The 14545-nt window shown below is 71.4% G+C and carries 13 protein-coding genes; 7 read left to right on the forward strand and 6 right to left on the reverse strand.

All coding sequences use genetic code 11. The annotated features are described in order from the left end of the window. Positions 1–48: 48 nt before the first annotated feature. The 3 genes from map to HGK68_RS05615 are packed head-to-tail and all read right to left on the reverse strand — an operon-like array spanning position 49 to position 2140. Positions 49–819 (reverse strand): type I methionyl aminopeptidase, encoded by a 771-nt coding sequence (gene map, locus HGK68_RS05605; protein ID WP_169165067.1) that lies wholly within the window; start codon positions 817–819, stop codon positions 49–51. A gap of 8 nt (positions 820–827) precedes the next feature. Beyond that, positions 828–1466: a TetR/AcrR family transcriptional regulator gene (locus HGK68_RS05610; protein ID WP_169165068.1), complete on the reverse strand. Its 639-nt coding sequence runs from the start codon at positions 1464–1466 to the stop codon at positions 828–830. A 47-nt stretch (positions 1467–1513) separates the two neighbouring features. Next, positions 1514–2140 (reverse strand): GNAT family N-acetyltransferase, encoded by a 627-nt coding sequence (locus HGK68_RS05615; protein WP_169165069.1) that lies wholly within the window; start codon positions 2138–2140, stop codon positions 1514–1516. Between the two features lie 282 nt (positions 2141–2422). Here HGK68_RS05615 and HGK68_RS05620 point away from each other — a divergent pair, with 282 nt between their 5' ends. From HGK68_RS05620 to HGK68_RS05630, 3 genes are all read left to right on the forward strand, one after another. Further along, positions 2423–4813, forward strand: coding sequence for a glycoside hydrolase family 3 protein (locus HGK68_RS05620; protein ID WP_169165070.1), 2391 nt, complete (start codon positions 2423–2425; stop codon positions 4811–4813). A gap of 97 nt (positions 4814–4910) precedes the next feature. After that, complete coding sequence (locus HGK68_RS05625) at positions 4911–5324, forward strand: hypothetical protein (protein ID WP_169165071.1); 414 nt, start codon at positions 4911–4913, stop codon at positions 5322–5324. Then, positions 5321–8221 carry a glycoside hydrolase family 3 C-terminal domain-containing protein gene (locus HGK68_RS05630; protein WP_169165072.1) on the forward strand — a complete coding sequence of 967 codons (2901 nt, stop codon included), beginning with the start codon at positions 5321–5323 and terminating at the stop codon, positions 8219–8221. Before HGK68_RS05625 ends, HGK68_RS05630 begins: the two co-directional genes overlap by 4 nt. An 87-nt stretch (positions 8222–8308) precedes the next feature. Here HGK68_RS05630 and HGK68_RS05635 read toward each other — a convergent pair whose 3' ends face one another. After that, positions 8309–8845, reverse strand: a complete 537-nt coding sequence (locus HGK68_RS05635; RefSeq protein WP_169165073.1) for a TetR/AcrR family transcriptional regulator — start codon at positions 8843–8845, stop codon at positions 8309–8311. Positions 8846–9030: 185 nt separating this feature from the next. On the opposite strand from HGK68_RS05635, the gene HGK68_RS05640 reads away from it, so the two are divergent. Then, positions 9031–9774 (forward strand): LytR/AlgR family response regulator transcription factor, encoded by a 744-nt coding sequence (locus HGK68_RS05640; protein ID WP_169165074.1) that lies wholly within the window; start codon positions 9031–9033, stop codon positions 9772–9774. A 200-nt stretch (positions 9775–9974) separates the two neighbouring features. Beyond that, positions 9975–10256, forward strand: coding sequence for a hypothetical protein (locus HGK68_RS05645; RefSeq protein WP_169165075.1), 282 nt, complete (start codon positions 9975–9977; stop codon positions 10254–10256). 72 nt (positions 10257–10328) lie between these two features. On the opposite strand, the gene HGK68_RS05650 is transcribed toward HGK68_RS05645, so the two are convergent. Further along, a complete protein-coding gene (locus tag HGK68_RS05650) occupies positions 10329–11405 on the reverse strand; it encodes a fatty acid desaturase family protein (protein WP_169165076.1) in 1077 nt (358 codons plus the stop codon). A 170-nt stretch (positions 11406–11575) separates the two neighbouring features. Here HGK68_RS05650 and HGK68_RS05655 point away from each other — a divergent pair, with 170 nt between their 5' ends. After that, positions 11576–12163, forward strand: coding sequence for a Type 1 glutamine amidotransferase-like domain-containing protein (locus tag HGK68_RS05655; protein ID WP_206155808.1), 588 nt, complete (start codon positions 11576–11578; stop codon positions 12161–12163). Positions 12164–12277: 114 nt separating this feature from the next. On the opposite strand, the gene HGK68_RS05660 is transcribed toward HGK68_RS05655, so the two are convergent. Continuing rightward, the gene (locus tag HGK68_RS05660) at positions 12278–12982 is read right to left on the reverse strand and encodes an SOS response-associated peptidase (RefSeq protein WP_169165077.1); all 705 of its coding nucleotides are present in this window, start codon (positions 12980–12982) and stop codon (positions 12278–12280) included. A gap of 511 nt (positions 12983–13493) precedes the next feature. On the opposite strand from HGK68_RS05660, the gene HGK68_RS05665 reads away from it, so the two are divergent. Further along, the gene (locus HGK68_RS05665; RefSeq protein ID WP_169165078.1) at positions 13494–14543 is read left to right on the forward strand and encodes a zinc-dependent alcohol dehydrogenase family protein; all 1050 of its coding nucleotides are present in this window, start codon (positions 13494–13496) and stop codon (positions 14541–14543) included. Positions 14544–14545: the final 2 nt, after the last annotated feature.

Raw genomic sequence — 14545 nt, forward strand, 5'->3', positions numbered from 1 at the left:
GCGGGCGCGGTGGTCGGTGACCATCGCGCCCGCTCCGCCTGCCGGGGCTCACGCGCTGCGGGTGAGGATCTCCGCGCCGTCCTCGGTGATCAGCACGGTGTGCTCGCTGTGCGCGGTCCGCGCCCCGGTGGCGCTGCGCAGCGTCCAGCCGTCGGCGTCGGTGACCAGCTCGTCGGTGTCGGCCATGATCCAGGGCTCGATGGCCAGCAGCAGACCGGGGCGCAGGGTGTACCCGCGGCCGGGGCGTCCGTCGTTGGAGATGTGCGGGTCCTGGTGCATGGTCGAGCCGACGCCGTGGCCACCGAACTCCAGGTTGACCGGGTACCCGGCCTCGGTGAGCACCGTGCCGATGGCGTGGGACAGGTCGCCGATCTTGGCACCGGGCCGGGCCACCGCGATCGCGGCCGCCAGTGCGCGCTGGGTCGCGTCGATCATGTCCTGGTCCGCCTGCGACGCGCGGCCGCCGACCACGAAGCTGATCGCCGCGTCGGCCACCACCCCGTCCAGCGACACCGCGAGGTCCAGGGTGAGCAGGTCGCCGTCCGCGAGCCGGTAGTCGTGCGGCTTGCCGTGCAGCACGGCGTCGTTCACCGAGGTGCAGATGTAGTGCCCGAACGGCCCGTCGCCGAAGGACGGCGCGTAGTCGACGTAGCAGGACACCGCGCCCGCCTCGACGATCATCTGCCGGGTCCACTCGTCGATCTCCAGCAGGTTGGTCCCGGCGGTGGCCCGGGACTTCATCGCCGCCAGGATGCTGCCGACCAGGGCGCCGACGGCGCGGGCGCGGGGGAACTCGCTGGGGCTGAGGATCTCGATCATGGTGGGCCTTACTGCACGGGTGGGTCGTTGACGGGCCTGGCCAGGGTAGTCGGCTCCGTCGCCACCCGAGCCAGACCGGCGGCGAACAGCGCCACCGACCCCTCCGCCGCCCGGTCGTCCCGGGTGCTCAGCCAGCCCGCCATGATCCCGGTGGCGGCGGCGACCAGTCCTTCGGCGAGGGTGCGGGGGTCCAATGCGACCGGGGAGTCGTCCGCCCGCCACCGGTGCAGCATCGCCTCGGCCTGGTCGACGTAGGCGGTGTGCTCCCGGCGGGCGACGTGCACGAGCTCGGGGGTGCGGGCGGCCACGTCGACCAGCTCCGCGGTGAGCAGGTGGTACTCCGGGTCGGTGCGCACCCGGTCGAGGATCGCGCGCAGGGCTGCGGCGATCCCGGACTCCAGGTCGTCGGTGGCGGCGACCGCGACCCAGGCCTGACCGAGTGACGCGTCCAGCTCCCGGTCCAGCAGGGCCGCGAACAGCTCGTCCTTGGAGCCGAAGCAGTAGTGGAAGGCACCCTGGGGCAGCCCGGCCTGGTCGGCGACGGCGCGGGTGGTGGCGGCGCTGATCCCGCCGACCCGCATCACGGCGACGGCGGCGTCGAGCAGCTGCTCCCGGCGTTCGGCGGCGGGGCGGTGTTCACGGACCACGGTGCGGGACTCCTGGGCAGGACGAGCGGGGCGGGGCGAGCGGGGCGTCAGGCGGTGACCGGCCGCCACATCGCGATCGGCTCGCCCTGTCCCGGGAAGCCTGCCACCTGCCCGGTCGAGCGGAAACCGTGCCGCGCGTACAGCCCGGAGCTGCGCCGGGTGGAGGCCTCCAGGTAGGCGGGCTGTGCCGGGGTCCGGTCCAGCTGCGCCAGCCGGTGGTCGAGCAGCGCCGAGCCGATGCCCCGCCCGTGACCGTCCGGGTGCACGCCGATCGCCGCCAGGTACCAGTGCGGGCTGCGCGGGCGGGCCGCGTGCATCAGCCGGTCCAGAGCGGCGGCCCGGCGCAGCCCGGTCGGCCCGAAGGCCCGCCAGTAGTCGCGCAGGTCGGCGAGCACGGTCAGCGGGGACCAGGGTGCCCGTCCTGGCGCCGACCAGACCGCGACCCCGAGCACGGTCGCATCGCCCTCGGTCCGGGCCAGGTCGACCACCCCGTGCCGCAGGGCCGAGCGGGCCAGGACGGCGAACACGTGCCGGAGCCCGCGCTCGTCGGTGCCGAAGTGGGACATCACGCGGTCGCCGTGCAGGGCACGGGCCAGCACGGCCGCGGCAGCGGACACATGGGCGGGTGCGGCGGGGGAGATGAGGACGGGTGCGTCGGGGGAGGTGGGCGTCATGCGGTGAGTTTAGGTCAAACGCTCAAGTCGCACGACCTAGACCCGGCTGTGACCGTCCTGTGACCTCGATGACCGGTTGTCCGCCCCTGACGACGGTCCAGCCGCCCACCCTCGGAACGCCGCCGCGCCGTCCCTAAGTTGGCGACCGCGGCCCACGGACTCGGATGTCCGGGCCGCTCAGGTCAGCTCGGCGTGCTGCGTCGGAGGTCGCCAGACCCGCCCAACGGGGGGAGGGGGTCGGCGCACCGGGCAGCAGGGCCGCACGACGGACAAGGAAGGTCAATGAAGACGACGACACGACCCCAGCGCGGAACCCTCCGGGGTGTCGCGGCGGTCACCGGTGTGGCCCTGTTCGCCCTGACGGCGTGCAGCTCGGGCAGCCCCGAGGACCAGAGCTCGGACGCCAGCAGCTTCACCACCCGCGATGTCAGCGACGGCAAGACCGACTTCGTGGTCGTGACCAACCCGGCGGGCGGCGCGACGCTGTCCTACGGCAAGGACAGCGGCATCGAGCTGCTGACCGAGACGGTGGACGGCACGGAGTACGCGTTCAAGGACATGAACGGCAACGGCGAGCTGGACCTGTGGGAGGACTGGCGCGAGTCGGCCGCCGACCGGGCCGCGGACCTGGCGGGGCAGCTGTCGAAGGAGCAGATCGCCGGGCTGATGCTGTTCAGCTCGCACGAGCGCTCCCCGGCGGACGGCATCTCCGACGCGCAGAAGGAGTACCTGTCCGAGTCGCGGCTGCGCAATGTGCTCAACGCCGGTCCGAACGACGTGCAGGCGAACGTCACCTGGTCCAACCAGCTGCAGTCCTACGTCGAGGGCCTGGCCACCGAGGACGAGCCCTACGTCCCGGTGAACTTCAGCTCCGACCCGCGCTCCACCGCCGAGAGCGGCGGCAACTACAACGCCTCCGGTGACATCTCGCGCTGGCCGTCGAACCTCGGCCTCGCCGCTACCTTCGACACCGAGACGATGACCGCGTTCGCCCAGGCGGTCTCCGCGGAGTACCGCGCGCTGGGCATCGGCACCGCGCTCAGCCCGCAGATCGACCTGGCCACCGACCCGCGCTGGCTGCGGGTGGACGGCACGTTCGGGGAGAACGTCGAGCTGTCGACCGAGCTGGCCCAGGCCTACGTCGACGGCTTCCAGACCACCCCCGACGACGAGGACGGCTGGGGCGACGAGTCGGTCAACGCGATGATCAAGCACTGGGCCGGTGACGGTCCGGGCGAGGGCGGCCGCGAGTCGCACACCGAGGCCGGCAAGTACGGCGTCTACCCGGGCGACAACTTCGACGCACACGCCGAGGTCTTCCTGGGCGCGATGGACTCCGCCGCGGTGATGACCGCCTACTCGATCGCGCTGGACGGCGAGGGGCAGCCGCTGGGCGGCGGCGACCGGAAGGGGTCGGCCTACGACTCCTACCGCACCGACCTGCTGCGCCAGAACTTCGACGGGGTGGTCGTCACCGACTGGGGCGTCACCGCCGGTGGCAGCACCGACCCCGAAGCGCTGATCGGCACCTCCTGGGGTGTGGACGACCTGACCGTGGCCGAGCGGCACTACGCGATCCTGCAGAACGGGGTCGACATGTTCGGCGGCAACAACGCCGTCGCCCCGGTGCTCGAGGCCTACGACCTGTGGCAGGCCGACTACGAGGCCGGCGTGAACGAGGTCGACGCCGACACCCGGTTCGCCGAGTCCGGCACCCGCATCCTGAAGATGCTCATCCAGCCGGGTCTGTACGAGAACCCCTACCTGGACCTGGACGAGGCCAAGGAGATCGTGGCCAGCCAGGACAAGCTGGACGCCGGGTATCAGGCGCAGCTCGACTCCGTGGTGCTGCTGAAGAACGACGCCGACACGGTCGCCGCCGCCGAGGCCGGTGACTGGAAGGACAAGACGGTCTACATCCCGCGGAACTTCGACACCGGCCAGGCAGGGCTGTTCGGCCCGGGGGAGTACGCCGAGGGCCCCGGCCTGACCGTGGAGATCGCCGAGCAGTACTTCGGCACCGTCATCACCGACGAGGCCGAGCTGGACGCGGACGAGAAGGTCGTCTCCTACACCGCCCCCGACCTGTCCGACGTTGACCTGGTGCTGGTCGGGATGGACTCGCCGAGCAGCGGCGCCGTCTTCGCCAACTCCGGTCACGACGAGGAGACCGACGAGTGGTACCCGCTGTCCCTGCAGTACCGCCCGTACACCGCTGACGGCGAGCACGTGCGTCAGGTGTCCATCTCCGGTGACCTGCTGCCGGACGGCACCCAGCAGAACCGGTCGTACTTCGGGAACACCTCCCGCACCTCCAACGAGTCCGATCTGGACGCGTTCGAGCGGGCGGTGGCGGCGGTCGAGGCCTCCGGCAAGGACATCCCGGTGATCACCGTGCTGAAGGCGAAGAACCCGACCGTCCCGGCCGAGTTCGAGGCGAAGTCCGACGCGATCCTGGTCGGCTTCGGGGTCAGCGACCAGGCACTGATCGAGACCGCGATCGGCCTGTCCGAGCCGCAGGGTCGGCTGCCGATCGCCTTCCCGGCCTCGATGGACGCGGTCGAGGCGCAGCTGGAGGACGTCCAGGAGGACACCGAGCCCTACGTCGACGCGGCGGGCAACAGCTACACCTTCGGCTTCGGCCTGAACTACAGCGGCCCGATCGCGGGCTGAGACCTCCCGGGTGGTCGGCGGCGCGGTCGTCGGCCACCCGGGGGCACGGCCACGGGGTGGGCCCGTGGTCAGCACATCGGAATCAAGGAGCACACCTGTGAAGCGCACCATCATCACCACCGGCCTGACCGCGCTGATCGCCCTCACCGGCGCCTTCGGTCTGGCGGCCTGCAGCAGCGGCGACGACGCGGCCTCCGGTGGTGAGACCGCCGCCACCACCACCCAGGACGTCGACGTCGCCGAGGACCTGGAGAACGCCCGGGTCGCCGTCGCCGACGCACTGGCCGAGGACGACTCCTGGAACCAGATCATGCTGGCCAGCGACGTGAAGGCCCCGACCGTCAAGTACGGCCTGCTGGTGGTGCCCTACTCGTTCTCCGAGGCGGCATCGCGGGTGCAGGGCACCATCACGATCACCGACGGCAAGTACACGATCGACGCCGATTCGGCCGAGTCCGGCAAGACCTGGCAGATCGACCAGGACGGCACCATCACCGAGGTCACCGAATGAGCGCGCGCACCACGCGCCGGATGTCGAACCGCGCGTACCTGTCGATCTGGGTCCCGGTGCTCGCGCTGGTCACCCTGATCGCCGTGGTGGCGAACATCGCCCTGGTGGTCGCGGGCGGCTGGGTCGCCTCCCAGTTCGGCTCGGGCACCTACACCTTCACCAACGCGGAGGAGTCGGCTGACTGGGACACCGACTACTACACCGCGGACTACGCCGACATCGACGAGGTGGACGCGGCGGCCGAGGCGCTGGTGCAGGAGATCTCCGGAGCGGGCATCGTGCTGGCCAAGAACGAGTCGGCCGCCCTGCCGCTGGCCGCCGGAGCGCGGGTGACCATGCTCGGTCGCGCCGCCGCGGACCCGGTGTTCGGCGGTTCCGGCTCCGGATCGGTGGACACCAACTCGGCCGTCACCGCGCGCGCCGGGCTGGAGAACGCCGGATTCGTGGTGAACGACGCCGTGTTCGCCACCATCGAGTCCTTCGCCGCGGAGAACGACCGTGGCTACATCGAGATGGACAACCCGGACGCCTCGTCGTACACCATCGGTGAGCTGCCGGTGGAGCAGTACCAGGCGCAGCAGTCCACCTTCGCCGACTACGGCGACGCCGCGGTGGTCTACCTCGGCCGTCCCGGCGGTGAGGGCGGTGACCTGGCCACCGACATGGAGGGCTGGGACGACAACTACGTCCCCGGCCAGCACCAGCTGGAGCTGAACCAGGACGAGAAGGACCTGATCGAGCTGGCGAAGGCCGACTTCGACACCGTGGTGGTGGTGATCAACGCCTCGACCACGATGGAGCTGGGTCTGCTCCAGGACGACGCCGGGGTGGACGCCATCCTGCTCGCCGGGTCGCCCGGTGCCACCGGCCTGAACGCGCTGGGCAGGATCCTGTCCGGCGACGTGAACCCGTCCGGCAAAACCTCGGACCTGTGGGCGGCGGACTTCACCGCCGACCCGACGTTCGTGAACTTCGGCGGGTTCGTCTACGAGAACCTGTCGGTCTCCTACCCGGTGTCGGCGGTCGAGACGGCCACCTCCAACGCGACCATCACCGACCAGGCGCCGTTCGTGGACTACGCGGAGGGCATCTACGTCGGCTACCGGTACTACGAGACCGCCGCGGTCGAGGGCTTCCTGGACTACGACCAGGCCGTCGTCTACCCCTTCGGCTACGGCCTGAGCTACACCGACTTCGACTGGCAGGTGCTCGGGTCGACCGAGTCCGACGGTGTGATCAGCACCCAGGTCCAGGTGACCAACACCGGTGACGTCGCGGGCAAGGACGTCGTGGAGCTCTACTACACGGCGCCGTACACCCCGGGCGGGATCGAGAAGTCGGCCGTGGTGCTCGGTGGCTTCGACAAGACGGGGCTGATCGAGCCGGGTGCCAGCGAGACGGTGACCATCGACCTGCCGGTCGAGGACATGGCGTCCTACGACTACCAGGACGCGAAGGCCTACGTGCTGGAGGCGGGCGACTACCAGCTCACCGTGCGCTCGGACTCGCACACGGTGGTGGCCGACGCGCTGACCTACACCGTCGACGCGGATGTCGTGTACTCCGGTGACGACCACCGCGAGTCGGACCGGGCGGCGGTGACCAACCAGTTCGACGACGTGTCGGCACGATTCGGCGAGGGCGGCGTCACCCCGCTGTCCCGCGCCGACTTCGCCGGGACCTTCCCGACCGCACCGACCGGTGACCTGCTGGTCGCCGACGACGCGGTGGCCGCCGGGTTCGCCGCCTGGGACTACGAGGCGGTCGCCGACGCCTTCGACGGGGAGATGCCCGCCACCGGGGCCGGCACCGAGCTGTCGCTGATCGATCTGCGCGGTCTGCCCAAGGACGACCCGCAGTGGCAGGAGCTGCTGGACTCGCTGTCGGTCGGCGACATGACCGACATGCTGCTCAACGGTGCCTACCAGACCGCCGCCATCGGGTCGATCGGCAAGCCGCAGACCACCGAACCGGACGGCCCTGCCGGGTTCTCCTCCTTCATCAACTCGTCGATCAACGGCGTGGCCTACCCGTCCGAGTTCCTGATCGCGCAGACCTGGGACGTGGACCTGGGCCGCGCGATGGGCGAGATGCTCGGCAACGAGGCGATGCAGAAGGACATCAACGGGTGGTACGCCCCGGCGGCGAACCTGCACCGCTCACCGTTCGCCGGCCGCAACTTCGAGTACTACTCGGAGGACCCGTTCCTGTCCGGCGCGATGATGACCTCGGTCGCCAACGGTGCGGCCACCAAGGGCGTCTACACCACGCTCAAGCACTTCGCGCTGAACGACCAGGAGACCAACCGGGTCAACAACGGCCTCGCGACCTGGGCCACCGAGCAGACCATCCGGGAGATCTACCTCAAGCCGTTCGAGATGGCGGTCAAGGGGATCACGATGGACGTGGCCTACCTGGCGGACACCGAGGGCACGATCGAGCACACCACCGTCGGGTCCACCGCGGTGATGAGCTCCTTCAACCGGATCGGGGCGACCTGGGCCGGTGGCTCGCGGGCACTGATGCACGACGTGCTGCGGGAGGAGTGGGGATTCGAGGGCTTCGCGATCTCCGACTTCAACCTCTACCCGTACATGAACCCGAACCAGGGGATCAGTGCCGGCACCGACCTCACGCTGACCTTCCAGCCGTCGAAGTCCTTCGGCGACACGAGCTCGGCCAAGGCGGTGAGCGACATCCGCACCGCGACCCACAACATCCTGTTCACCGTGGCGAACTCCAACGCGATGAACGGGCTGGCTCCGGGTGCGACCGTCGACTACACCCCGCCGACCTGGGTCTACATCCAGATCGTCGCGACGGTGGTGGTCGGTCTCCTGGTGGTCGCCGGGGTGGTCATGGTCATCCGCCGGGTGCGCCGGAACCGCACGGCCTGACCCACCCGACCCCGTCCCGCCGGGCGACGCGAGCCCACCTCCGCCCGGCGGGACGGATCCCATCCGATGCGTCCGACGAGGGGCGGGTCAGTGCACGATCGGCACCGCGACCGCGCGGAAGGCGGCCAGCACATCGGCCGCCAGGTCGAAGTCCGGTCGGATGAACCACTGGGCCTGCAGACCGTCCCAGGCGCCGACCATGATCCGGGCGCTGCGTTCGGGGTCGGCGACCAACCGCACCTGACCGCGCTCGGCGAACCGGGTGAAGTCCCGGGTCACCGCACCGACCACCCGGTCGGTGCGGGCCCGGAACACCTGGTGCGCGGGATGGTCCGGATCGGAGGACTCGGCCAGCAGCACCTGGTACAGCCGGGCGATCTGCGGGTGCTCGATGTCCCGGGTGACCAGCCGCACCAGGAACGCCTCCAACTCGGCCACCGTCTCGTGCTCCTGCGGGGCGATCGCCTCGGCCAGCAGGTGTTCGAAGACCGCGACGTACAGGTGTTCCTTGCTGGGGAAGTGGTACAGCACGGCGGCTTCGGTCACCCCGGCCCGGGCGGCGACCGCGGCGGCGGTGGTCGACCGATGACCCTGCGCGCGGACCAGCTCGAAGGTGGCCGCCATGATCGCCGTCCGCCGCTCGCGCGTGCCGGCGTACGGCCCCCTTTTCCGCGCTGTCACGTGCGGAATCGTCGCACACGACTCTTGACCGGGACCGAACACAGAGTCGACCATGTATTCACGCCACGGGCGGGTGCCGGACCACGACGACGTGGCCACCGACCCGGGGCCGGACCGCGGGAGATGCCGTGATCACGATCCGAATCGTCGACGACGACCCCGTCGCCGCCCAGCAGCTCGTCGGGCACATCCGGCGCTACCAGGCGGAGCGCCAGGAGACCTTCGCGGTCGACGTGCTGATGGACGGTGCGCAACTGGTCGAGCAGTACCGCTCCGACGTCGACATCCTGTTCCTGGACGTCGACATGCCGGGGATGGACGGGTTCACCGCCGCCCAGCAGATCCGCCAGCTCGACTCCGATGTGGTGATCGTCTTCGTCACCGCGCTCGGGCACTACGCGATCCGTGGCTACGAGGTCGGAGCGCTCAGCTACCTGGTCAAGCCGGTGCCGTACTTCGCCTTCTCCCAGCAGCTGATGCGCAGCGTCGCCGCCGTCCGCCGCCGCCCGGTGGACGACTTCCTGGTGCTGCCCACCCGCGGCGGGATCGCCCGGATCCCGACCGCCGACATCGTCTACGCGGAGAGCGCACGCCGACACACCGTGGTGCACACCGCCGACGGCGCCTACCAGGCACCCATCACCCTCAAACAACTGGAGGACGACCTGTCGGGACGGGCGTTCTACCGCAGCAACAACTGCTACGTGGTCAACCTGCGGCACGTCACCGGGGTGCAGGAGGGCGACTGCCTGCTCGCCGACGGCTCCCGGTTGGCGATCAGTCGGTCCCGGCGGCGGGGATTCATGGCGGCGCTCACCGACCACTTCGCCGGGGCCGGGCCGCAGAGCTGGCCGGTGGGGGAGATCGCGTGATCCAGTGCCTGATCAGGTGCCCGAACGGTTTGATCAGGTAGACTGGTCGAACATTCGTACGTGCGGGGCGTCTCCCCGCCACGGTGGCCATCGGGCGTCGCAGCCCGGTCGTCGCGCTATCGCGAGCCACTGACCTGCATCACCGTCTGCTGCCGAAGGCGCGGACCGAAGGAATCATCATCTCCCTGCAGTCCCTTGCTGTGCCCCTGTCCCTGCCTGTCGTCGCGCCGTCCCGGGTGCAGTGGCGTCAGGCCGATCACGACCTCTGGGTCGCCACCCTCGACGGCGAGTTCGCCGGCATGCTGAGCACCGACGACCTCGGTCGCCACCACGTCACGGACCGGATCGCCCGCCCGGTGCTCGCCACCGGATCCTGGGCGGTCGCCACCGCCGCGCTGGACCCGGTCAGCGATCACGTCGCCCCGTCACCCGCCCGTCGGCGTCGTCGGCGCCGCGGCCGCAACCGCCCCGCCGGTCGCTGAAGAACCACGAACCGGGCCCATCCCCTGCTGGGGGTGGGCCCGGTTCGTCGTCCGGATCCGGCGGCCGGCTGGTCAGACCTGGCGGAAGCGGCGGACCATCGGGCAGTCGAACGGGTCGCGGGCGGACAGCCCGACCTCGTTGAGGTACCGGACGACGATCGCGTACGAGCGCAGCAGCGTGGTCTCGGTGTAGGGCACCCCATGCCGCCGGCAGTGCTCGATCACCATCCGGCGCGCGCGGCCCAGATGCGGGCGGGGCATGTTCGGGAACAGGTGGTGCTCGATCTGGTAGTTCAGGCCACCCATCAGGGTGCTCATCCAGCCACCGCCGGAGATGTTCCGCGAGGTCAGCACCTGCTTGCTCAGGAAGTCGAGCTTGCTGTCCTCCGGGATGATCGCCATCCCCTTGTGGTTCGGCGCGAAGGACGCGCCCATGTAGACGCCGAACACCGCGAGCTGCACCCCCAGGAACGCGAAGGCCATCCCGACCGGCAGCAGCCAGAACACCAGCGCCGGGTACACCGTGAGCCGGACCGCGAGCACCACCAGCTCCAGGGTGCGCTGCCGGCTCCGCTCGGCGGACCACAGCGTCCGGATCGAGGTGACGTGCAGGTTCAGCCCCTCCAGGGTGAGCAACGGGAAGAACGCCCAGCCCTGCACCCGGTTCAGCGCGGCCATGAACCGGTTCCGCTGCGCGGCGGCGTCCTCGGGCAGGAACACGATGGTGTCCGGCGCGATGTCCGGGTCCTTGCCCTTGCGGTTCGGGTTCGCGTGGTGCCGTGAGTGCTTGGTCATCCACCAGGAGTGGCTGATCCCGACCACACCGTTCGCCAGGACCCGGCCCAGCCGGTCGTTGGCGGGACCGGAGTCGAAGACCTGCCGGTGCGACGCCTCGTGCGCGATGAACGCCGCCTGGGTCAGCACGATCCCGAGCGCACCAGCGATCAGCAGCTGGAACCAGGAGTCGCCGAGCAGCACCGCCCCGGCGACCAGCCCGGCCACCGCCACCCCGAGTCCGGCGACCAGCGCGAGGTAGAACCCGCGGGTACGGGTCAGCAGGCCCGCCTCCCGGATCTGCCGCGACAGGTCCTGATACGTGCCGGTGACGGCGTTCTGACGCGGGCGGGGAGGCAGGGTGTCCGTGGTCATGGAGCTCCGCAGGTGGTGTCGGTCGACAGGATGTCGGTCGGCTTCCCAGCCGCGGCTGAGCGGGTGCGCTCGTCGTTCGGATACCGCCCGAGCCTACGTGGGATTCGCCGATTCGGAACGGATGAGAACGTGAGGATGCGGTGTCGGTGTCGATCCGTACGCTGACCTGCATGAACCTGCTCCTGCTGTCCCTCGGCATCGGTGCCGTGCCCACGTTCCTGGCAGAGACCGCGCCGGAACGCGCCCGGATCGGCTACCTCGGCGCCGCAGCGGGCGACGCCCCGTGGGCCCAGGAGGAACGCGCCCGGATCGACGCGCTCGGCCACACCGTCGTCGACGTCGACCTGGCGGAGGGCCTGCCGGAGATCGACGTCCTCTACGTCGCGGGCGGCAACACCTTCGTGCTGCTGGACGCACTGCGTCGCACCGGCCAGGACCGGGTGATCGCCGACCGAGTGCGCGCCGGACTGCCGTACATCGGCCTGAGCGCGGGGTCGATCGTGGCCGGACCCAGCGTCGAGGCCGCGTCGCTGATGGACGACCGCACCGAGGCGCCCGGGCTGACCGACCTCACCGGCCTCGCGCTGATCCCGGACGTGGTGCTGCCGCACGCCGACGGCAAGCTGCCGCCGTACCCGCCCGAGCTGATCGCCCGCACCGTGTCCGAGTACGGCGCCTCGCACCGGCTGCTCCCGCTGGCCGACGACCAGGCGCTGCGGGTCACCGACGACGGGTGGTCGGTGATCGAGTCCCGGTGAGCGCCGACCGCGCCTGATCCACCGACCGGACCTGCCCCACCGACCGGCCTGACCCACTGACCGAACCTGGCCCACCGGACCGGACCTGCCCCACCGCACCCGCTGACCCGTGGGTCAGGGCTGCTCGACCGGTGCCACCAGACCCGGGCCGTCGTTCGCCACATTGCCCACCGCGCGCCCGACCTGGCGGGGCACCAGGTGCGGCTCCGGGACGTGCGCGATCAACGCGCCGACCTCGTCCGGGGCGGTGATCGCCGGGCTGAGCCAGTCGTCCCAGCGGTCGGCGGGCAGCAGCACCGGGCACCGGTCGTGGATGTGGCCCAGGGCGTCGGTGGCCGGTCGGGTGATGATCGTGACCGACCACAGCCACCGGGTCGGATCGTCGTCGGACTTGCTGCGGTCCCGCCACAGCTCGTACAGCCCCGCCGCGGCCAACGGCGCATCCGCGTGCAGGAAGAACGGCGTCTTCGGCCCGTGCTCGTGCTGCTGCCACTCGTAGTAGCCGTCCATCGGCACCAGCGCGCGACGAGCGGCGGCCGCCTTGCGGAAGGACGGCTTCTCCAACACCGTCTCCGACCGGGCGTTGATCATCCGGGCGCCGATCGAGGTGTCCTTCGCCCACGACGGCACCAGTCCCCAGCGGGCGGTGCGGAGCTGGCGTTCGACCCCGTCGTCCTCGCGGCGTTCCAGCACCACCGGGACGTCCTGGGTCGGCGCGACGTTCCACGACGGGGCGCGCGGCTCACCCAGGATCCGGTCCACCAGGAGGTCGCGCTCCAGCGCATCGTCGGCGCGGGTCTGCGCATAGCGGCCACACATAGCGCCATTGTGCGGCGACTCGGACGAGTTTGGCGCTTTGTCCGTTTGGGGTTCGCGCCACCCAGTGCTCGGGCCACCCCCGCCCTCGCGCCACCCAACGCTCGGCCGCCAGCGCTCGCTCGCCCACCGCCGCTCGCCCACCGCCGCTCGCCCGCCCGGCCACGCCCGCCCCGCCGCCGCTCGCCCGCCCGGCCACGCCCGCCCCGCCGCCGCTCGCCCGCCCGGCCACGCCCGCCCCGCCGCCGCTCGCCCGCCCGGCCACGCCCGCCCCGCCGCCGCCGAGGTCGGCAGAACCGGCCACTTCGGGCACGGCGAACTGCCGACTTCGGGTGCGAACTGCCGACCTCGGGCACGGTCCGCGCGAGTTGCGGTGCGAACTGCCGACCTCGGGGGCGCGGTGGATGCGGGTCCGGGGGCACTGCCGGGTTCGGGTCGGCGCGGCCCGCGGGCGGCGGGCAGCGGGTGGACGCGGCCGGGGGTGGCGCGTGCGGCGCGGTCGTAGGGTGGGCGGATGCGCGCGACCCTGCTCTACGGCCCCCACGACATCCGCCTGGACGAGGTGCCCGACGCCACGATCCTGAGCCCGACCGACTCGGTGGTCCGGGTGGTCGCCGCCTGTGTCTGCGGCTCGGACCTGTGGGGCTACCGGGGCGTGAGCCCGACGCCGCAGCCGCGCCGGATCGGGCACGAGTTCGTCGGCGTGGTCGAGGAGGTCGGCGCCGCGGTCCGGGACATCCGGGTCGGCCAGTTCGTGGTCGCGCCGTTCATGGTCTCGGACAACACCTGCGCCCACTGCCGCAACGGGGTGCACACCTCCTGCGAGAAGTCGTCGGGGTGGGGTGGCACGGACGCCGAGGGGCTGGCCACCGACGCCGGGCAGGGCGAGTACGTCCGGGTGCCGCTGGCCGACGGGACGCTGGTGGCGATGCCGGAGGCGCCGTCCGAGGACCTGCTCGGGTCGGTGCTGACGCTGAGCGACGTGATGGGTACCGGACACCACGCCGCCTTCACCGCCGGGGTGCGCGCCGGGTCGACGGTGGCGGTGGTCGGTGACGGCGCCGTCGGGTTGTGCGCGGTGATCGCCGCCCGTCGTCTGGGTGCCGAGCGGGTGATCGCGATGTCGCGGCACGCCGACCGGCAGGCCCTGGCCACCGAGTTCGGCGCGACCGACATCGTCGCCGAGCGGGGTGACGAGGGTGCCGCCGCGGTGCGTGACCTGCTGGGCGGTGTCGGCCCGGACGCGGTGCTGGAGTGCGTCGGCACCAAGGAGTCGGTGGCCCAGGCGGTCGCCACCGTGCGGCCCGGCGGCCGGATCGGGGTGGTCGGCCTGCCGACCGGCGGCGGGGAACTGCCGCTGGGCACGCTGTTCCGGTCGAACATCGGGATCGTCGGCGGGGTGGCCCCGGTGCGGGCGTACATCGAGGAGCTGGCCGACGACGTGTGGTCCGGCGCCATCGACCCGGGCCGGGTGTTCGACCTGGTGCTGCCGCTCGACCAGGTCGCCGAGGGCTACGCCGCGATGGACGAGCGCCGGGCGATCAAGGCCATGCTGCGGCCCTGACC

This window comes from Cellulomonas taurus (assembly GCF_012931845.1).
GTDB classification, from domain to species: Bacteria; Actinomycetota; Actinomycetes; order Actinomycetales; family Cellulomonadaceae; genus Cellulomonas; species Cellulomonas taurus.